This window comes from Gluconobacter aidae (assembly GCF_009547075.1).
Classification (GTDB): Bacteria; Pseudomonadota; Alphaproteobacteria; order Acetobacterales; family Acetobacteraceae; genus Gluconobacter; species Gluconobacter aidae.
This window is the reverse complement of sequence record NZ_WIPH01000004.1, coordinates 19,479-38,757: the sequence shown is the minus strand read 5'-3', so window position 1 is coordinate 38,757 and position 19,279 is coordinate 19,479. Positions and strand designations below refer to the sequence as shown.

20 protein-coding genes are annotated in these 19,279 nt (G+C 63.9%); 12 read left to right on the top strand and 8 right to left on the bottom strand.

What is annotated here, in order from left to right; translation table 11 throughout:
- Window positions 1-187 precede the first annotated feature (187 nt).
- Window positions 188-619, top strand: a complete 432-nt coding sequence (locus tag GFJ39_RS03280) for an OsmC family protein (RefSeq protein WP_153429779.1) — start codon at window positions 188-190, stop codon at window positions 617-619.
- A gap of 19 nt (window positions 620-638) precedes the next feature.
- Here the strand turns inward: GFJ39_RS03280 and aroC are convergent, their stop codons facing one another.
- Both aroC and fabI read right to left on the bottom strand, forming a co-directional pair.
- On the bottom strand, window positions 639-1,721 hold the full coding sequence (aroC, locus tag GFJ39_RS03275; protein ID WP_153429777.1) for a chorismate synthase: 1,083 nt from the start codon (window positions 1,719-1,721) through the stop codon (window positions 639-641).
- A gap of 1 nt (window position 1,722) precedes the next feature.
- On the bottom strand, window positions 1,723-2,574 hold the full coding sequence (gene fabI / locus GFJ39_RS03270; protein WP_153429775.1) for an enoyl-ACP reductase FabI: 852 nt from the start codon (window positions 2,572-2,574) through the stop codon (window positions 1,723-1,725).
- A 144-nt stretch (window positions 2,575-2,718) separates the two neighbouring features.
- Here fabI and GFJ39_RS03265 point away from each other — a divergent pair, with 144 nt between their 5' ends.
- The 8 genes from GFJ39_RS03265 (at window position 2,719) to GFJ39_RS03230 (ending at window position 10,103) form a co-directional block, all read left to right on the top strand.
- Window positions 2,719-3,261 carry a hypothetical protein gene (locus GFJ39_RS03265; protein WP_228391766.1) on the top strand — a complete coding sequence of 181 codons (543 nt, stop codon included), beginning with the start codon at window positions 2,719-2,721 and terminating at the stop codon, window positions 3,259-3,261.
- A gap of 129 nt (window positions 3,262-3,390) precedes the next feature.
- Window positions 3,391-4,008 carry a pyridoxamine 5'-phosphate oxidase gene (gene pdxH, locus GFJ39_RS03260; protein WP_153429773.1) on the top strand — a complete coding sequence of 206 codons (618 nt, stop codon included), beginning with the start codon at window positions 3,391-3,393 and terminating at the stop codon, window positions 4,006-4,008.
- 48 nt (window positions 4,009-4,056) lie between these two features.
- Entirely contained in the window at window positions 4,057-4,941 is an 885-nt protein-coding gene (locus tag GFJ39_RS03255) for a universal stress protein (protein WP_153429771.1), read from the top strand.
- Between the two features lie 42 nt (window positions 4,942-4,983).
- The gene (locus GFJ39_RS03250; RefSeq protein ID WP_153429769.1) at window positions 4,984-5,712 is read left to right on the top strand and encodes a hypothetical protein; all 729 of its coding nucleotides are present in this window, start codon (window positions 4,984-4,986) and stop codon (window positions 5,710-5,712) included.
- A 70-nt stretch (window positions 5,713-5,782) separates the two neighbouring features.
- On the top strand, window positions 5,783-7,663 hold the full coding sequence (locus GFJ39_RS03245; RefSeq protein ID WP_153429767.1) for a glycosyltransferase N-terminal domain-containing protein: 1,881 nt from the start codon (window positions 5,783-5,785) through the stop codon (window positions 7,661-7,663).
- Window positions 7,660-8,643: a tetraacyldisaccharide 4'-kinase gene (lpxK, locus tag GFJ39_RS03240; protein ID WP_153429765.1), complete on the top strand. Its 984-nt coding sequence runs from the start codon at window positions 7,660-7,662 to the stop codon at window positions 8,641-8,643. The genes GFJ39_RS03245 and lpxK overlap by 4 nt, the downstream gene beginning before the upstream one ends.
- Complete coding sequence (locus tag GFJ39_RS03235) at window positions 8,640-9,554, top strand: lysophospholipid acyltransferase family protein (RefSeq protein WP_325062809.1); 915 nt, start codon at window positions 8,640-8,642, stop codon at window positions 9,552-9,554. Before lpxK ends, GFJ39_RS03235 begins: the two co-directional genes overlap by 4 nt.
- 165 nt (window positions 9,555-9,719) lie before the next feature.
- Window positions 9,720-10,103 (top strand): hypothetical protein, encoded by a 384-nt coding sequence (locus tag GFJ39_RS03230; RefSeq protein WP_153429762.1) that lies wholly within the window; start codon window positions 9,720-9,722, stop codon window positions 10,101-10,103.
- 86 nt (window positions 10,104-10,189) lie between these two features.
- Here the strand turns inward: GFJ39_RS03230 and GFJ39_RS03225 are convergent, their stop codons facing one another.
- On the bottom strand, window positions 10,190-11,503 hold the full coding sequence (locus GFJ39_RS03225; RefSeq protein WP_153429760.1) for a penicillin-binding protein activator: 1,314 nt from the start codon (window positions 11,501-11,503) through the stop codon (window positions 10,190-10,192).
- A 149-nt stretch (window positions 11,504-11,652) separates the two neighbouring features.
- Here GFJ39_RS03225 and rsmI point away from each other — a divergent pair, with 149 nt between their 5' ends.
- The gene (gene rsmI, locus GFJ39_RS03220) at window positions 11,653-12,486 is read left to right on the top strand and encodes a 16S rRNA (cytidine(1402)-2'-O)-methyltransferase (RefSeq protein WP_153429928.1); all 834 of its coding nucleotides are present in this window, start codon (window positions 11,653-11,655) and stop codon (window positions 12,484-12,486) included.
- A 4-nt stretch (window positions 12,487-12,490) separates the two neighbouring features.
- On the opposite strand, the gene GFJ39_RS03215 is transcribed toward rsmI, so the two are convergent.
- From GFJ39_RS03215 to GFJ39_RS03200, 4 genes are all read right to left on the bottom strand, one after another.
- Entirely contained in the window at window positions 12,491-13,117 is a 627-nt protein-coding gene (locus GFJ39_RS03215) for a LolA family protein (protein WP_153429758.1), read from the bottom strand.
- A gap of 3 nt (window positions 13,118-13,120) precedes the next feature.
- Entirely contained in the window at window positions 13,121-14,077 is a 957-nt protein-coding gene (gene mbfA / locus GFJ39_RS03210; protein WP_325062808.1) for an iron exporter MbfA, read from the bottom strand.
- 27 nt (window positions 14,078-14,104) lie between these two features.
- Window positions 14,105-15,481 (bottom strand): glutamate--cysteine ligase, encoded by a 1,377-nt coding sequence (locus tag GFJ39_RS03205; protein WP_153429756.1) that lies wholly within the window; start codon window positions 15,479-15,481, stop codon window positions 14,105-14,107.
- A 73-nt stretch (window positions 15,482-15,554) separates the two neighbouring features.
- Window positions 15,555-16,301: a 16S rRNA (uracil(1498)-N(3))-methyltransferase gene (locus GFJ39_RS03200; RefSeq protein WP_153429924.1), complete on the bottom strand. Its 747-nt coding sequence runs from the start codon at window positions 16,299-16,301 to the stop codon at window positions 15,555-15,557.
- Between the two features lie 35 nt (window positions 16,302-16,336).
- Here GFJ39_RS03200 and ubiA point away from each other — a divergent pair, with 35 nt between their 5' ends.
- Window positions 16,337-17,254, top strand: a complete 918-nt coding sequence (ubiA, locus tag GFJ39_RS03195; RefSeq protein WP_153429754.1) for a 4-hydroxybenzoate octaprenyltransferase — start codon at window positions 16,337-16,339, stop codon at window positions 17,252-17,254.
- On the top strand, window positions 17,251-17,919 hold the full coding sequence (locus GFJ39_RS03190) for a class I SAM-dependent methyltransferase (RefSeq protein WP_153429752.1): 669 nt from the start codon (window positions 17,251-17,253) through the stop codon (window positions 17,917-17,919). The genes ubiA and GFJ39_RS03190 overlap by 4 nt, the downstream gene beginning before the upstream one ends.
- Here GFJ39_RS03190 and GFJ39_RS03185 read toward each other — a convergent pair.
- Window positions 17,888-19,276, bottom strand: coding sequence for an MFS transporter (locus tag GFJ39_RS03185; RefSeq protein WP_153429750.1), 1,389 nt, complete (start codon window positions 19,274-19,276; stop codon window positions 17,888-17,890). The two genes, GFJ39_RS03190 and GFJ39_RS03185, sit on opposite strands and share 32 nt — an antisense overlap.
- Window positions 19,277-19,279: the final 3 nt, after the last annotated feature.

The window sequence follows — 19,279 nt, the reverse complement described above, 5'->3', positions numbered from 1 at the left end:
CTAGATATAGTGCTGATCGCAGAAAACCGGGCCTAAGCCTTGTTATCCCAAGAGTTTTCTCCCGGGAGCCTCTTCCAGGTGTGTGATGCCAGTCACAGGATTGGGAAATTTCGTGAACATTGCGGCGGGCAACGATCCGGACACCAACACGTTTGAACGGGCAGCCCACAAAAGGGAAGAGCCCATCATGACGATAAAAAAAACGGCTTCGGCACACTGGAGCGGCGGTCTCAAGGACGGAAAAGGCACGATTTCCACCCAAAGCGGTGCTCTGCACAACCAACCCTACGGCTTCAACACCCGTTTCGAAGACAAGCCCGGCACGAATCCCGAAGAGCTGCTCGGCGCGGCCCATGCCGGCTGCTTCACCATGGCGCTGTCCATGATGCTCGAACAGGCTGGCTTCAAGGCCGAAGCCCTGGAAACGAAAGCCACAGTGTCTCTGGACAAGTCCGGCGAAGGTTTCGCCATCACGCAGTCTCACCTGACCCTGCGCGGCAAGGTACCCGGCGCATCGGAAGCGCAGTTCCTGGAAATTGCCAACAAGGCCAAGGAAGGCTGCCCGCTGTCACAGGTCATCAAGGCCAAGATCACCCTGGACGCCACGTTCGAAGGCTGAGGCGTCTGGTGGCTGGGGCCTAGCGCCCCCAGCCACACTGCGCGTGATCGCGCAGCAGATGATCGGCCAGCACACAGGCCATCATCGCTTCAGCAACAGGCACGGCCCGGATGCCGATGCAGGGATCATGCCGCCCCTTCGTCATCACTTCGACAGACTCGCCATTGCGCGTGATGCTTGGAACGGGCGTCAGGATCGAACTGGTCGGCTTGATCGCAAAGCGCGCCACGATGGGCTGTCCCGTTGAAATACCACCCAGAATGCCGCCGGCATGGTTGGACGCGAACTGCGGTCCCGACGCAATCGGATCGGCATTCTGCTCACCGCGCAGGGCGGCTACGGCAAAACCGTCTCCGATTTCGACGCCCTTCACGCCATTAATCCCCATCATGGCGCCCGCAAGGTCGGCATCCAGCTTGCCGTAGACCGGCGCGCCGAGTCCGGCTGGCAGACCTTCCGCCACGACTTCGACAGTCGCCCCGATCGATGATCCATCCTTGCGAACGGAGTCGAGCAGCGCTTCCCATGGCCCCACGGATTCCGCATCCGGACACCACAGCGGATTACGCTCGACCTCGTCCCAGTCCCAGCGGGCCGGATCGATGGTCTGGCCACCGATTCCCGTCAGGGCTGCGCGGATCTTCACATCCTCACCCACCAGCGTTCCGAGCAGCACACGCGCTACAGCACCCGCCGCAACCCGCATGGCCGTTTCACGCGCCGAAGAACGTCCGCCCCCGCGATAGTCGCGGATGCCATATTTCATGTCGTAAGCAATATCGGCATGGCCGGGGCGATAGCGGGTTGCGATATCGCCGTAATCCTTCGACCGCTGATCGGTATTCTCGATCATCAGCGAAATGGGCGTGCCGGTCGTCCGGCCTTCGAACACGCCTGAGAGGATCCGGACCTGATCCGGCTCCCGACGCTGCGTGGTAAAGCGGGACTGCCCCGGCCGACGACGGTCGAGCCAGGGCTGGATGTCCTCTTCGGACAGCTTCAGGCGGGGCGGACAGCCATCAATGACGCAGCCAATGGCCGGCCCGTGACTTTCTCCCCAGGTGGTGACGCGAAAGAGCTTCCCGAAGCTGTTGTCCGACATGTCAGGTTCCGGAACCGACCGCGGCGATATCCGGGGCGTCCGGGTTCTTCATGCCGACCGTGTGATAGCCACAGTCCACATGATGGATTTCGCCCGTCACGCCGCTGGACAGGTCGGAGAGCAGGTACATGCCCGAACCACCGACATCCTTGAGCGTCACGTTGCGCTCCATCGGGGAGTTGAGCTGGTTCCAGCGCAGGATGTAGCGGAAATCGCTGATCCCGTTGGCCGCCAGCGTCATGATCGGACCGGCGGAGATTCCGTTCACGCGGATATCGTCACGTCCCAGATCGGCGGCCATGTAGCGCACGGAAGCTTCCAGAGCCGCCTTGGCCACGCCCATCACATTATAGTGTGGCATGACACGCTCTGCGCCGAGATAGGTCATGCTCAGGAACGACCCGCCCGGATTCATCATCGCGGACGCGCGACGCGCGACAGCAACGAAGGAATAGCAGGAAATGTCCATGGCCTGCAGGAAGGCATCACGCGGCGTGTCGATATAGCGACCACGGAGATACTGCTTGTCCGCAAAAGCGATGGCGTGGAGCACGAAGTCGATCTTGCCCCAGATCTTCTCGATCTCGTCGAACGTCGCGTTGATGGCGTCGTCGTTGCTGACATCGCAGGGCAGAACCAGCGAGGATCCGACGCTTTCGGCCAGCGGACGGACGCGCTTGCCCAGCGCCTCGCCCTGATAGGTGAAAGCAAGTTCCGCGCCCTGTGCAGCGCAGGCACTCGCAATGGCCCAGGCAATGGAGTGCTTGTTGGCAACACCCATGATCACACCGCGCTTGCCCTTCATGAGCGTGCCGGTCACTGGAGCCGGGATATTGTCTTCCGTTTCAGACATGGTGATTTCCTGAATCGCGTTGGCGTATTGAGGGCCGTGGTTGCACAAGCGCCCGTTACAGACAAGACTTTGCGACGATTGCGCCGTTTTTTGCCCTCTGACAGGGCATTAAGGCATCACTCCGGCACTGAGGAATTTCCGCCCATGCGTTCGAAATCCGCCTGCGCCACCATGGAACCGTTCGATTTTTCCGAACGTCATTCCATCCTGATCCATGCCCGGCCCGAGACCATTCTGAACTCCGTACGCCGCTACCGTCTGGGAGATGATCCGCTTCTCCGCCCCGCCCTTTACCTGCGTGGACTGCCGGCCCGCCTGCTGCATGCCCCCTCTCCGCCGCCTCTGGAGCTTCAGGATTTCACGCTCCTTTCCCAGACCGGTCACAGTCTGGTCTACGGGCTGAAAGGCGCTTTCTGGCGGACGGATTACGGCCTGCGCCGCTTTGACACACCCATGGAGTTTCTCGGTAACAGGGATGCGTCCGTTGCAACCCTGATCCTGTCCTTTATGACAGTGCCAGCGAAGCGGGAACGGACGCGCCTTGTCACGCAGACACATGTCCTGTGCCCCACTTCCCATGTCCGGCGGCGCTTCCTGCCCTACTGGCTCGTGATCCGCCCCGTCAGTGGTCTGCTGCGGCGACGCATGCTGTCCCAGATCAAGGCGCGCTGCAAGCGGAGTGTATAAACTGTTCCCCTACCGGGCCGGATGGCTGGAACGTGCCATCCGCGTTATGATCCTCACACTGGGGAACCGGTCTGCGTCGCTGCTGCCACGCCTTGCCTGTTCCGCCAATCCAGTTCCAAGGAGAGTCCCATGTCCGACATCCCCCTGATTGACCTGAAGGCCGATCCCTTCGCCCTGTTTGCGGCCTGGATGTCGGATGCCGGGACATCCGAGCCGAACGATCCCAACGCCATGGCCGTGGCAACCGCCACGCCTGAGGGGCGACCGTCCGTCCGGATGCTCCTGCTCAAGGGCGTGGATGAGCGCGGCTTCGTTTTCTATACCAATCTGGAAAGCCGCAAGGGACGCGAACTGCTGGCCAACCCGCATGTCGCCCTGCTGTTCCACTGGAAATCCCTCCGCCGCCAGATCCGGATCGAAGGCCCGGTCGAAGCCGTCAGCGCCGCCGAGGCCGATGCGTATTTCGCAAGCCGCTCGCGCATGTCCCGCCTTGGCGCCATTGCGTCCGACCAGTCACGCCCGCTGGATGACCGTACCACCTTCGAGCAACGCCTGAAGGCCGTGGACGAGAAATACGGCGACGGTCCGATCCCCCGCCCCGCCAACTGGTCGGGCTTCCGCGTTCTGCCCGAAGCCATCGAATTCTGGCAGGACCGTCCCTACCGCCTGCATGACAGAGCCGTGTGGACCCGTGACGGAAACGCCCATGACGGAAACGGATGGAACGTCACGCGACTTTATCCGTAAATACATCATAACGACGTTCCGCAGATTCTGGCCGGGGAGCCCTGACCCATGCTTATCGACATCAAGAATATCCTTCTCCCCCTCAATGGCTCCGGTGACCTCGAAGCCGTCATGTCGGTCGCGCTCGATTTCGCGCGCCGTTTCGATGCCCATCTGTCCGCTGTCGTGGTCGGCTCGGATCCGTCCGAAGTCGCGACGCTGGCCGGTGAGGGCATCTCGGCCGGAATGGTCAATGAAATGATCGACACGGCCACGACCGAGGCGCAGCGCCGCGCGATCGCGATCCGCAAGGCCTTCGACGCCTTTGTTCAGGAGCATGACATCCGCCGCGTCGAACCCTCGAAGATCGGCTCATCCGCTGGCGATGGCGTCAGCGCCAGCCTTGATATCCTCAACGGGACCGAGCATGACTCCCTGACATGGCGCTCACGTCTGGCCGACATGACGCTGGTTCCGAATCTCGCCAAGGACGGCGACCCGCGCGCCTCAGAAACGCTGCATGCCATCCTGTTCGACAGTGGCCGCCCGCTCGTGATCGCACCGCCCGCCCCGCCGAAGACGGTAGGCAAGCGCATCGCCATCGCCTGGAACGGCACGCCCGAAGCCTCGCTGGCCCTGCGCTGCATCCTGCCCTGGGCCCATAAGGCCGAAGCCGTGCAGGTCCTGACCTGTCAGGACTACCAGCGTCGTGGACCGGGCGCGGATGAAGTCGTGACCTATCTGCGGATGCATGGCATTTCCGCCACTTCCCGCGAGTTCGAAGCCGTCAACCGTGACATCGGCGCGGGACTCCTGAAGGCGGCCACGGAGTTCAATGCCGACATGCTCGGCATGGGCGCCTATTCCCACTCCCGTCTGCGCCAGATGATTCTGGGCGGCGTCACCCGTCATATTCTGGAACAGGCGCAACTCACCGTTCTCATGAGCCGCTGAAACGCCCTGTTCACGCCTGCCTGCCGATCTGAAGGAACCGTCATGTCCCTGCCCCGCCTCCTTTGCGCAACCTGCCTGACCCTCGCACTGGCAGGTACCGCGCTGCTCCCCGCATCGGCCATGGACACACGTTCTCCACCACAGGCGGGCAGCTTCACCCTTCAGGAGCCGCAGGCACGGCTGAAACTGCGCCTCGTTCCGGGCACCACGCTCGCAACCGGCTATCACAGCCCGTTCTATCAGCAGAACCCGGCAACAGGCGCCATCACCCTGCGGACGGACGGGCTTCAGCCGTTCATCCGGGGGCAGACGGCCTCCGCGACCGTCCTTCGTGAAGGCACGGCCTGGTATTTCCAGCAGACCCCGGCCGACATGAACGCCAGTCTGCATATCGACACCTGGCCCAGCGACCAGCGCATCATCATCGGCCGTATCCAGAGCCCGCACGGTCCCGTCGTGGAGCTGGTCGCAGACGGTCATCGCTCACAGGTAACCGTCACCGTCCATGATGGCAGTTCGGCCCGCAGTATTGTCGCCGGTACGATCTATCCGGACCGCAACGTCAGCTATGCCATCTCCTCGCGTCCCAACGGAACACTCGTCGTTGTCGTCAATGGCAGCCGCAGCGTGCTCGCCATGCCCATGGCCGGGACCGCGCCCGTCATGTGGTTCGAAGCCGTCGCCGGCCAGACCGGATGGCATATGCCCTGTCACGGTGACACGGCGCAGGTGACCTTCACGTCCCTGGAAGTCCGTCATCCGGCGCCGTGAGGGCCAGAACCTTACGGGAAAGCCTGTCCAACCTTTGCCGCCTGTAACGCCGCGTGCTACCCGACAGGGCATGACCCTGTTTCCGCGCCTCCTGCGCCTGTGGCTGGGAACCTGCCTGCGCTCCACGCGCTGGCAGGTCAGTGGCTCACCCCGCGCCCTCGAAACCCTGACAACCCCGGCGCAGGGGACGGTCGTCGCCTTCTGGCACCGCTCGCTGACACTCAGCCCGGCCCTGTGGTTCTGGGCACGGACGCTGGAACCCCGCCTGGAACTGCGGGTCCTGATTTCCCGCAATCCGGACGGGATGCTGATCGCCGATGTCGTCCGCCCCTGGGGCATCATCGGCATCCACGGATCTTCCAGCAAAAAGGGCAAGAACAAGGGGGGCGCGACCGTTCTGCGCACCGCTTTGAAGGAACTTGAAAAAGGCTCGCTGGTCGGGATCACACCGGACGGCCCCCGAGGCCCGGCGGAACAGGTCCAGCCCGGAGCCGTCGCGCTCTCCCGCCTTGCGGCCTGCGCGGTCGTCCCCGTCGGGATGGCCAGCACGAGCCTGCGCCTGCCTTCATGGGACGGGCTGGCTTTCCCCCTGCCGTTCGGACGCGGCGCCCTCATCATGGGCGAGCCCCTGTTCCAGCCCGATGCCACGATCCTCCAGAACGCCCTGAACGACGTCTCGCTGCGCGCCGAGAGCGTGGTGCAGCACCGGCAGTCCAATCTGGCGGACCGTCTGTGGCGTATGGCCGGAACCCTCATGGCCCCGGCCCTGACAGTCATGCTGCGCATCCGCCTGCATCGCGGACGTGAACTCCCCGGCCGCCTGCGCGAGCGCATGGGACTGGAGCGCACGGGACCACGCCAGGGCCATCGCCCCACGGGACAGCTTCTGTGGATCCATGCCGCCAGCGTGGGCGAGACCCTCTGCGCCCTGCCGCTGGCCGAAGCCCTGCTCGAGGCCCGGCCCGAGATGCGCATCCTCTTTACGACCGCAACCGTCACCGGCAGCGAGATCGTGGCCCGGCATCCGCTCTACCGGCAGCGGATCATCCACCGCTTCATCCCCCATGATGTGCCGCGCTGGCTCAGGCGCTTCCTGAACCTCTGGCAGCCGGAAGGCGCCATATTCGTGGAAAGCGAACTCTGGCCCGGCATCATCGCCGCCTGTTCGCGCCGCGACATCCCGGTCATGCTCGTCAACGGGCGCCTGTCGGACCGTTCGGCCCGTCTGTGGACCCGTCTGGGAGACCCCGCACGCCGCATGATGAAGCGCCTGTCCTGGGTGGCAGCCCGCGGCTCCGAAGACGCCGCCCGCTTCCGGGCTCTGGGGGCTCTCCCGGTCCATGAAGATGGCGACCTCAAGCAGGACGCCCCGCCACTGGCCTATGACGAGGCTGAATATGCCCGGCTGAGGAGCCTGATCGGCGACCGTCCGGTTTTTGTGGCGGCCTCCACCCATCCGGGCGAGGAAGAAGCTGTTCTTCAGGCCGCTGAAAGGGCCCGCGGGCTCCAGCCCGATCTGCTGACCATCATTGTCCCGCGCCATCCCGCCCGTGGCGTGGAGCTGGCAGCCCGCTTTGACCTGCCCCGCCGGGCGGCAGGCCAGGATCCAGCCCCGCAGATGCCGGTCTGGCTCGCTGACACGCTGGGCGAGCTGGGCCTGTTCTATCGGCTGGCGGACCGCTGTTTTCTGGGCAATTCCCTTGCCGGAAAGGGCGGCGGCCACAACCCGTTCGAGCCGCTGCGTCTGGGCGTTCCCACGGCGACGGGGCCAAAAATGGAGAACTGGCGGGAGGCAATGGCCACCGTTTCTGATACCATCCACATCGTGAACGATGTGGAGTGTCTGACACAATGGCTCGAATCCCCCCTCCCGCCCGTCAGGACAACGGGATTGCAGCGCTCCGTGGTGAGCGTCCTGCGGGACCGCATCCTGAAAACGGTTGAACGATGACCCCTCGCCCACCCCGTTTCTGGCTGCGTCCCACTCGCAGCATCGCCGCCCGTCTCCTGCGGCCGTTTTCCTTCATCGCCACAACACTCACCCGCCGTCGCCTCAGACAGCCGACCTTCCATGCCTCCGTTCCGGTCCTGTGCTGCGGCAACATCACCACAGGCGGTACCGGCAAAACCCCCCTCACCCTTGATCTCGTCCAGCGCCTCAGGAACCGGGGCCATCATCCTCATATCCTGAGCAAGGGTCATGGCGGCCGCGAGCGTGGCCCGATGGGCGTCAATCCAAACCGCAGCACGCCCCGCGACGTGGGTGACGAACCACTTCTCCTCGCACAGAGCGCCCCGACCTGGATCGGGGCCGACCGCGCCGAAACCGCCCGCCTCGCCATCTCCCAGGGCGCGGACTGCCTCGTCATGGATGATGGCTTCCAGAACCCGACACTGCATCAGGACGTCTCCGTTCTCGTCGTGGACGGCGTCACCGGTTTCGGTAATGGATGCGTCCTGCCCGCAGGTCCCCTGCGCGAGCCGGTAACCGATGCCCTTGCCCGCGCCCAGGCCGTCATCGTCATGGGGGATGACCGGCACAACCTGATCCCGACATTCCCGCCGCATCTCCTGACCGCGCAGGCCCGACTGGTGCCCGGACCCGAAATCCGGACCCTTCAGGGGCGACGCATTGTGGCCTTCGCGGGCATTGGACGCCCTGAAAAGTTCTTCGATATGCTCCGGGACGCAGGCGTAGTCCCCATCCGCTCGCTTCCCTTCCCCGACCACCATTTCTATACGCCCCGTGACATCCAGCGCCTCGAAGCCCTCAGCCGGGAGTCGGGGACCACGCTGGTCACGACCGCCAAGGACGCCGTGAAACTCCCATTCCCATTCCGTACGCAGGTAAAGGTCATCGGCGTAGAGCTGCTCTGGGCCGACCCGAAATCCCCCGAACGTCTCCTCGATCTGCTGTTTTCCGGCACGTGACGTCTTTCCTGTACCGCGCGGAAACCCTTCTGGTCCGTGTTCTTCTGGGCGCCATCCGGACCCTCCCGCCCGCAGCCTCTTCCAGTCTGGGCGGGTTTGTGGCCCGCACAATCGGACCGCTGCTGCCCGTCTCGAAAGTCGCAGACCGGAACCTTCAGCTCGCCCTGCCGGAATATGACGCTTCCGCGCGCCGCCGCATCGTCCGCGACTGCTGGGAGAATCTGGGCCGCACGGTGGGCGAGTTCCCCCATATCAGCCATCTGAAACAGGACACACCCTCCGGCGCGGGATGGAGCGTCGAAGGCGCGGAACATCTCGAAGCGGCCGGAGCATCAGGCCGGCCCGTCATTTTCTTCTCGGGTCATATCGGCAACTGGGAACTCATGCCGCCTGTGGTGGCGCGCTATGGCATGCCATTTGCGTCCTTCTACCGCGCGGCCAGCAATCCCGGCGTTGACCGCCTGATCCACCGGCTCCGACAGGACGCGATGGGACAGGACGTGCCCATGTTCCCCAAAGGCGCGAAAGGCGCGCGCGCGGCCCTGAAATACCTGTCCAAAGGCGGAAATCTGGGCGTTCTGGGCGATCAGAAAATGAATGACGGGATCGAGGCCAGGCTCTTCGGTCGCCCCGCCATGACAGCCTCCGCCGCCGCCGTGTTCGCCCTGAGACATGACGCCCTGATCGTGACCGGACATGTCCGCCGTGATGGTCCGGCCAGACTCGTGCTGGTCGTGGATGCGCCCTTCATGCCGGAAAAAACGGACGACCGTGCCAGGGACGTTCTCGCCCTCACGCAGTTGTTCAATGACCGTCTCGAATCATGGATCCGCGACATTCCGGGCTCGTGGCTCTGGCTGCATCGCCGCTGGGACAAATCCCTGTACCGGAATATGACAACACAATGTTGAGCCATGCACTGAGAGCATGGCAGATTTGCCACAGTAGGGATGGTTTGTGTCGCAAAACTGTCTTCAGACGTTATTAAAGATTGTGAAACGTCCCTTTCGAACCCTAGCCTGAACCCATCACCACGACCCGGGTGCCTTGCCCGGCTTTATGATGAGGACTTCCTGATGGCGCAGGTGGCTCACCTTCACGACCTCTCTCATGGCCGCAACGCGAGCAACATCGTACCTCTGCGTCAAGGCCTTCTCCCCCGTCACCGCGAGTACCTGCTGCGCTGGCTGGAAGCCGGACAGCGGATGGGGGTATTTGATGCGGAAATCGCCCCGGCCGCCCATGACACCGTCAATATGGATGGCACGGCTCCCGTCGATCATGTTCTGGTCTGGGTCCGTGAAAATCCCGATCCGGCCTATATGCTACGCCCCCAGGGCATGCGCTGGGTGCTGGTCGACCAGATCCGTGGCCACGAACTCGGAAGCTATGCCAGCTTCGAGCTTGCCCTGCATGTCATCCGCCCGGTTCTGCCGCTCGCCGAGACCTGCGCCGCCTGATCCCGCGCCCGGATTTCCTCGACCAGACATGAAAAAAGCGCGCCGTTCAGAAAACGGACGCGCTTTTCTTTTGAAAAAATATCGTATCAGCCCGGACGGATCGCCACATCCCGCGAAGCGGGCACAACGATGCGGGCACCGCCGCCGCGCTGGATCTGATAGATCGCCAGTGCCCGCGTCACATGTCCGTCCGGCCGCAGGCGAAACAGCCCGTCCACACCCATGTAACCATCCGGCCGCGTCAGTGCTTCCGTCGTCACGCCACCCTGACGGATCAGACTTCCCGCCAGAGCCGCGGCGTCATAGGCGAAATCCGTAACCGGTGACGGGGCCTGCTTGTACAGAGCCCGGTACTGCGCGACATAGCCCATGCGGTCATGCGCATCCGGCGCGGCATACCAGGCCCCGTGCAGCGCACCGAGCTTGCCGTCAAACACCTTCCACAGCGCCGGCCCCATGATCTGGACCTGCGACGAATCGATATGATCCGCCTGAAGCGCCGTAATGACCCGCCCAAGCTCCAGCCCCGTATCGGCCAGCACCAGCGCATCGAATGGCGGCGGCGGAACCGGTACGGCCTGGGGTGCCGGAGCCGGAGTGGCCGGAGGCGTGGCCAGCGGCGCAGCACCCGTTTGTGCCGGAACCGAGGGGTTTGCCGCAGCCTCACCCGTCGGATCGATCGCGGATGGTCCGGCCGGAACATCTGTCGGCGTGGGCGCCGGAGCGGCCGGCTGGCGTGTCTCGATGGCCGAGAGCGTCTTCAGGCCGTCATTGATATTCTGCGCGTCCATCGTATGGAACACGATCTGCGGCTCTTTCAGCCCCGCATCGCGGCAGGCCCGCGCCAGTCCGTCACCCATCGCATGTCCGAAAGCGTTGTCCGGCAGGAAGGCCGCGAAAGTCCGGCGTCCCGTCGCCCGGGCGGCATCGACCATCCGGCGCACCTGCTGCTCCGGCGTCAGACCCATGACCCAGACGCCCGGACGGGCCTGCGTGGAGTCGCTGGTAAAAGCCAGCTCCGGCTTGCCCGCATTGACGGCAAGCGGTGCCGCCGCAGACGTTTCCGTCGCGGTCAGAGGTCCCAGCACGATGGCGTCACCACGCGACAGCGCATCCCGGGCCGCCTGCTCAGCGCCGCCCGGCGCGTTGGTGTCATGCACGTCCAGCGCAGGCGATCCCCTGGCCGAAAGAGCCAGCTTCGCCGCATCGCGCATCCGCAGACCATAAGCGGCATTGCGCCCCGTCAGCGGCAGGATCAGCCCGACATCATGCGCGCCCGCACCTTCCGGAACGCCGCCCACACCCGGCACGGAAGACGACCCGCCACCCGAGCAGGCGGCAAGGGTCAGGAAGGTTCCCGCGGCAAGGCCGGTGCTTACACCCTTGCGCAGACGGCTCAAGGGGCGACAATACGCCCCTGAGTTTGTCACCGAGGATGCAGATGTCCGAAAAGTCATGTTCCGCTGAAACTCCCTTGAGCGATGCGGCTGAAATGTTAGCGGCCGCCCCCCTGCCAGCGCAGGGCCAGGCCGAAGGTGGATGTCTGATATTGGTTGCAACGCCGATCGGCAACCTGGCCGATATCAGCGAACGCGCGATCGAGGCGCTGAACACCGTGGACGCGATCCTCTGCGAGGATACGCGCGTCACGGCAAAGCTCCTGCTTTCGCGCAATATTGCCACACCAACCCGGACACTGCACGACCATAACGAACAGGACCGCACTCCGTTCCTGATCGAAAAACTGCACGACGGCGCGCGCTATGCCGTCGTCTCCGACGCGGGCACACCACTGGTGTCCGACCCCGGATACCGGCTGGTCCGCGCCGCCATCGCAGCCGGCATCCATGTCACGGCCATTCCTGGCCCGAACGCCGTCGTCACGGCCCTGACGCTGTCGGGCCTGCCGCCTCTGCCCTTCATGTTCCTGGGCTTTCCCGCCCCCCGAAGCGAAGCCCGCAAGACCGGCTTTACCACCCTGCGTGCCGCCGAACAGGCCGGGCTGCATTCCACACTGATCTGGTACGAAGCCCCGCACCGCCTGATCGAAACACTGGAAGACCTGATCGACGTCTTCGGTCCTGACCGGGAAGCCGCCGTCGGCCGCGAACTCACCAAACGCTTCGAGGAAATGGTGCGTGGGACGCTGGCGGATGTTCTGGAACATTTCCGCACCACCGCACCACGCGGCGAAATCACGCTCCTGATCGGCCCCTCTGCCGAAGATGACAGCGGTGCCGCCGATCTGGACACGCATCTGCGCGAGGCCCTGACGACCCACTCGGTCAAGGATGCCGCCGCTCTCGTGGCAGGCATCGTGAAACTGCCCAAACGCACGGTCTATGCCCGCGCGCTGGAACTTTCACGCGAACTGAAAAACTGAAGCCTCAGTCAGCCTTGGGAAGTACGAACAGGGACTGAGGCACGGTCCCGCCCAGACGCACATCGGACAGGGCAATCGTAGTCGTGCGCCCCTGCGCATCCACGACCGTCCAGCCCAGAAGCCCGAGCGGCGCATCGGAGAGAACCAGCGTCAGGGTGCCTTCTCCCGCACTCTGCGTCCGCACCACCTGCACCCGGATCTGCCCGTTGCTGTGCTCGAAGCCCGTCACCGTCACATCGCCCGACAGTTTGAGGTCCGGACGCAGCAGAAGCCCCAGCGGCGTACGGTCCAGCGGAATGGTCGTCACCTGATCGACGCTGCGATCCTGAAACACCACGCGCCCGTCATTGGCGACCAGCAGCAGCGGACTCGGCTTGTCGTAATCGAAACGCATGCGGCCCGGCCGGTCGAGCGTCGCTGTTCCGACCGTCGTGCTGCCATCCGCCGCCGTCTGTCTGAAACGCGCCTGAAGGGTCGTGACCTGCCCCAGCGCGTCCTCGATCCGTGAAATCCAGCCCTGATCCGCAGGACGAAGCTGGGCGGGAATCGCCTGCGCAAAAGCCATGGATGGCAGTGCAACGGGCAGCAGCGCCGCCAGAGCGGCAGCGCGGAAAAAAGAACGGTTCATCATGTCTCAGGAACTGCCAATCAGCACACCGGTTGCGAAAACGAGAGCCCCGCCGAGGAAGACCTGCACCAGAGCCGATCCGAACGGCGTGTCCTGATACCGCCAGCGCACCCAGGAAATCAGCAGAAGCTCAATCGCCACGGCGATGATTGCGACACCAAAGGCAAGACGGAAATCCGGCACGAGGAACGGCAGCGTATGCCCGATCCCGCCACCGAAAGTCATGGCGCCGCAGATCAGGCCACGCAGCAACGGAGCCCCACGCCCGGACAACTTGCCATCATCCGCCAGCGCCTCCGCAAGGCCCATGGAAATCCCGGCCCCCAGTGAAGCGGCAAGTCCGACCAGGAAGGCCGCATGCGGGCTGTGCGTTGCAAAGGCCGCCGCGAAAACAGGCGCCAGCGTCGAGACCGAGCCATCCATGAGCCCGACCAGACCCGGCTGCACGATCCGCAGAACAAAGTCCCGGCGACTGTGCTCGTCCTCGCGGTCACGCGTATTGTCATTCAGATGCGCGTCTTCAAGCCGCCGCGCCTCACGCTGATGCCGGTCTTCCTCGGTCGCCAGATCGCCCAGCAACTTGCGGATTTCGGCATCGTTGGTCTGTCCAGCGGCCTGACGGTAGAACCGCGCCGCCTGTCGCTCCATGTCGGCAGCCTGCGCCCGAATCGCTTCGATCCCGCGATTCTGCATCTGCCAGGCCGATTTGCGGGATGGAAATCCCTGTACATCCTGCCGACGGACCAGCGGGATATGATTACCGAACCGCCTGACGAACAGGTCTATCAGCGCGCGGCGATGGTGGTTTTCCTCTTCCGCCATGTCCTGAAAGATGGCGGCGCTGTCAGGATAGTCTTCCGCCAGCATCTGGCCGAAATCCGCGTAGATATGACCATCCTCCTCCTCGCTGGCGATGGCCAGCGCAAGGATTTCGCGTTCGGTCAGATCGGAAAGTTTCGTCACGTAGGCAGCAGATCCCGTCTCGTAAAATCAGATGGCGGCTTCGGCAAAGAGCGGCGTCACGCTCTGGCCCCAGGCGCCGTTATACAGATCCAGCCAGTACTGGGCCTGATTTGGACCACCATCAGCAATCAGATGCAGTGGATCGAGATAGCCGGCCTCGTTGCGCACACGCGCCCGCAGTCCCTGCTCGGCCAGTTCGACCACACGCTTGGCAAACGGTTTCAGACCACCCGGGAACGCGGCATCCAGTCCCAGACGCGGCACATCGGCGCGGAGCTGCTGGTACACGCTCCAGGGCTGCTCACGCACCAGCTTTTCCGCCGCTTCCAGCGTGGCGGGATCGTAAAGCAGACCGACCCACAGGGCCGACTGCGCCACCATCATCTCGAGCTTTCCGGCATCCGCGCCACGCATTTCAAGGAACTGCTTGAGACGGACATCCGGGAATACCGTCGTCAGGTGGTCTTCGAAATCCCCGACTGTCGGCGTCAGGCCCTTCAGCGGTTCCTGAACATCGCCAGCCAGCCAGCGACGGAAGGAGCAACCGGCAACGTCGATATTCTTACCGTCCCGCGAGACGAAATACATCGGCACGTCGAGTGCCCAGTCCACATACTGCTCGAAGCCGAACCCGTCCTCGAAGAACACGGACGGCTGTCCCGAACGCTGGTTATCCGTATCAGTCCACATCCGGGCCCGATTGGAGAGCAGACCGTTGGCCTTACCCTCAACGAAGGGCGAGTTCGCAAACAGCGCGGTGGCCACAGGCTGAAGTGCCAGCGACACGCGCATCTTGCGCGCCATATCGGCTTCATCGCTGAAATCGAGATTGACCTGAACCGTGCAGGTCCGCGTCATCATGTCGAGGCCGAGAGAACCGACCTTCGGCATGTAGTTGCGCATGATCGCGTAGCGGCTCTTGGGCATCCACGGCATTGCATCGCGCGGCCAGAGCGGCTGAAAGCCAACCGGCAGGAAACCGAGCCCGAGTTCCGCAGCCGGACCACGGACCTGATCGAAATGCGCCTGCATTTCCGCTTCGGTTTCCTGAAGCGAGACAAGCGGCGCGCCCGAAAGCTCGAACTGCCCGGCAGGCTCAAGCGAGATCGCCCGTCCTGCCTGTGCGTTCTGGCCCTTCAGACCGATCAGGTTCTCACCGTCCATGATCGGCGCCCAGTCCGGTCCCTGAAGCTTCTCCAGCAATGCGCCGATTCCGCGCGGCGCGTAAGGCGGCGGGGAAAGCGGTTCGCGTCCGTCAGCGGCATGAGGAAGAACAAAACCGAATTTTTCATGTTCGGTGCCGATCTTCCATTCCGATTTCGGTTTGCAACCACGCGCGATCGCCTCGACGAGCTGCGCCCGGCTTTCGATCGACGCAGTATTGGACGTGCCGGGATTGGACATGGCGTTTGGCCTCGGTCTGAATTCGTTGTTCGATAATGATTGAACTGTAGCAGGTCCGACGGTTCTGTCACCCTCAGCCGGCATCGGCGGCCCTGGCCATCAGACGGGACAGCCCTGCACACACGGCCGTCTCCGCCCGCAGCACCAGCGCGCCCAGGCTGAGCGCATGAACGGCTGCATGCCGCCGCAAAAGCTCCACCTCCGCCTCGGAGAAACCGCCCTCCGGCCCGATCAGCAGGGCCGCGGCCTGCACCGCGGCACCCTCACCCGGACGGCGCTCAAGCGCGGCAAACAGCGGACGATCGTCCGGCCACTCCGCCAGCACTACCCGCAGCGACTCAGGCGGCAGGATCTCCGGAACATCCAGCCGCTCGCACTGCTCGGCCGCTTCGGTCGCAATCACCGACAGTCGCTCCAGATTGAGCCGGTGGGTATTGGTCCGCTCCGTCACAACCGCACGAAAGCGCGTCACGCCCAGTTCGGTTCCCATACGGATGACAAGTTCCGTCGCATCGCGCTTGAGCGGCGCAAACAGCAGTTCGATGCCGTGCGTCGGAACCGGAGTCCGCTCACAGCGATGCAGCAGGACATTTCCCTTGTCTTTTTTCAGGGCCGCAATCTCTGCCCCCCACTCACCGTCACGTTCGTTGAACACCCGAACGGTGCTGCCCACGCCCTGCCGCATGACATTGCCCAGATAATGCGCCTGCCCCGGTGGAAGCGAGATCGTCTGGCCTTCCGCGAAGGCGGTTTCAGACGCAGGGACATAAAGACGGGGGTCGGATCGGCTCATCCTTTTCCGATAGCGCGCCTCGCCCATTGACGGAAGCATATCCGCACCGCATCACATCTCCCATGAGCCAGACCCGCGCCCATACCGATATCCAGCTGACCGGCCGCATCGCGCGCCTGCCCGAGCCATGGCGCTCCTACGCCCTGCTCGCCCGTCTCGACCGTCCGGTCGGAACATGGCTCCTGTTCCTGCCCGGCGTGTGGGGCCTGTTCCTCGCACCCCATGCATCGCTTCAGACGCGCCTGATCGACACGGCCCTGTTCGCCTTCGGCTCGCTCGTCATGCGCTCGGCCGGCTGCGTCGTGAATGACATCTGGGACCGCGACATCGACGCAAAGGTCGCCCGCACCGCAGGCCGCCCCCTCGCCAGCGGCGCGCTATCGCTGAAACAGGGCCTGATTCTGCTGGCCGTCCTTTTGCTGATGGGACTGGGCGTGCTCGTCTGCCTGCCGCCCGTCTGCTGGGCCCTTGCACCGCTCGCGCTCCTGCTCGTGGCCCTGTATCCCGCAGCCAAGCGCGTCACCTGGTGGCCGCAGCTGGTCATGGGCTTCACCTTCGGTTTCGGCGCCCCCATGGGATATGCCGCTGCCACAGGCACGCTGGATGGCAACGGCCTGCTGCTCTACGGCGCCGTCATTCTCTGGCAACTCGGATTCGATACGATCTATGGCTTTCAGGACATGGATGACGACGCCCGCATCGGCGTCCGCTCCACCTCCCGCCTGATGGAAAAGAGCGCCCGCCCATTCATCGCCACCTGCTACATCCTCATGCTTCTGGCGCTGGCACTCGTCGCCATCCACGCGCATCTGCACTGGATCTTCTGGCCCTTCCTTGCCCTTGCGACGGCCCTGCTTCTCCAGCAGGCCCGCGCGCTGAACCCTTACGATGCCCCGGCCTGCCTTAAGGAGTTCCGCCGCAACGTACCCATCGGATTCGTACTGGCCACAGGGTTTGTCGCCGCAAGACTTTTCGGATGAGCACAGTCCTGAGCGATCCCGCCGGTTTTATCCGCAACAACACCGCCATCGCACAGGCCGCGCTCGTGCCGGAGATTTCCCTGCATCTGGCGACCGAAATCACACCCATCTGGCAGGCCAGCGAAGCCTATCTCGAACAGATCGGCATCGAACCGCCCTTCTGGGCTTTCGCCTGGCCCGGCAGCCAGCTCATTGCCCGTTTCATTCTCGACAACCCTCGGCATGTCCGGGGGCGCCGCGTTCTCGATGTAGCCTGCGGATGCGGTCTCGCCGCCATTGCCGCTGCCCTGTCGGGTGCGTCCGAGGTGCAGGCCAACGATATCGATCCCATGGCGCTGGAAGCCACGGCTCTGAATGCACGCCTCAACAGCGTGACCATCGCCCCCGTTTCCGGAGACCTGATCGGAACACTCCCGGACTGCGACCTTCTGGTCATCGGAGACGTCTGTTACAATGAAGCCATGGCGGCGCGGATCGTGCCATGGCTGCTGGAATGTTCGAAAACCTGCGACGTCTGGCTCTGCGATCCGGGCCGGCATTATGCGCCGTCAATGCCGCTCGAAGTGCTGACCCGGCAGACCGTTCCCGTCACGCAGGAGCTGGAAAGCGCGGACCGGCGCACCACCACGCTCTTCAGGCTGCGAGATATTTCCGCCCCAGACTAAGAGTGGACCCCGCCAGTGCGGCTACCATCGCAGCGCCCAGGCAGATGAACGCCGGATGAGCAAAAATCGTGAACAGCCCCGCGACAAGCAGGGCACCCGTTGTTTGTCCCGCCAGACGCGCAACGGACAACATGCCGCTCGCCCCGCCCTCACGGCCCGGCGGCGCGGTCACCATGATCGCACGGTTATTGGGCGGCTGGAATAACCCGAATCCGCATCCGGCAAACAGCGTCCGCCAGGCGATGGCCCAGTTGCTGGCATCCGTCGGCAGAAACCACAGCAGACAGAATCCGCTCGCCGTAATGAGCAGACCGATCGAAGAGAGGACCGACGCCGGAAAGCGGTCCGCCAGACGGCTGACCACAAAGGACATCGTCGCGACACCCACAGCCCAGGGCGCAATCAGAAGGCCGATCATCCCGGGCCCGCGGTGAAAAGCGGTCGCCAGCGTGAACGGCATCGCCACGATATAAAGATTGGAGGCCACAAACCCCAGAAACCCGACCAGACAGGCCAGCAGGAACGGCCTGCGCGCCAGCAGATCGACCGGCACGATCGGCTCCAGCCTCTCGCGTTGATAGTGCAGCAACATGGCCCAGCACAGCACGCCCGCAACCGTAACAGCCGCTCCGGACAGGAAATCGGCATGCATCAGACCGTCGAGCCCCACACCGGTCAGCGCAAAGGAGGCCACGGTCAGCAGGGAACCCACCATATCAGTCGGAATATCGCTTCGCGGGGTCTGCGGCAGTGCGGCATGAGCCAGCGCCAGGGCCGCAAGGGCCAGCGGCAGATTGATCCAGAAAATCCACGGCCAACTCGCCACGGACAGGATCAACGACCCCAGAGACGGCCCAAGCGCCACACCGATGCCCACGAACAACCCGTTCAGGGCAATCCCGCGCCCCAGTTCCTTATGTGGGTAGATGAAGCGGACGAGTGCGATGTTCACACTCATGATGCAGGCCCCACCCACACCCTGCAACGCCCGCGCGAGCGTCAGCTCCAGCAGGTTCTGCGACAGCGCACAGGCGACGGACGCGATCAGGAACAGAAATATCCCAAGCTGGCTCAACCTCGCAAAACCAACCCGTGATCCGAGCGACGCCAGCGGCAGAAGACAGGACAGATTGGCCAGCTGATAGGCATTCACGACCCAGATGGCCCGCGAAGACGACGCATGCAGGTCCTGTGCGATCAGCGGCAGGGCCACGTTGGCGATTGCATAATCCAGAACCGACAGAAGGAGCGCCAGAAGCACGGCCGACATCGCCTTGAGGCGCTGGGCTCCATACAGCCCGGCATGGCGTTTAGCGTCGTACTCTTCTTGAGGACCGTCTTCCGTCGTCACCGTCATTCT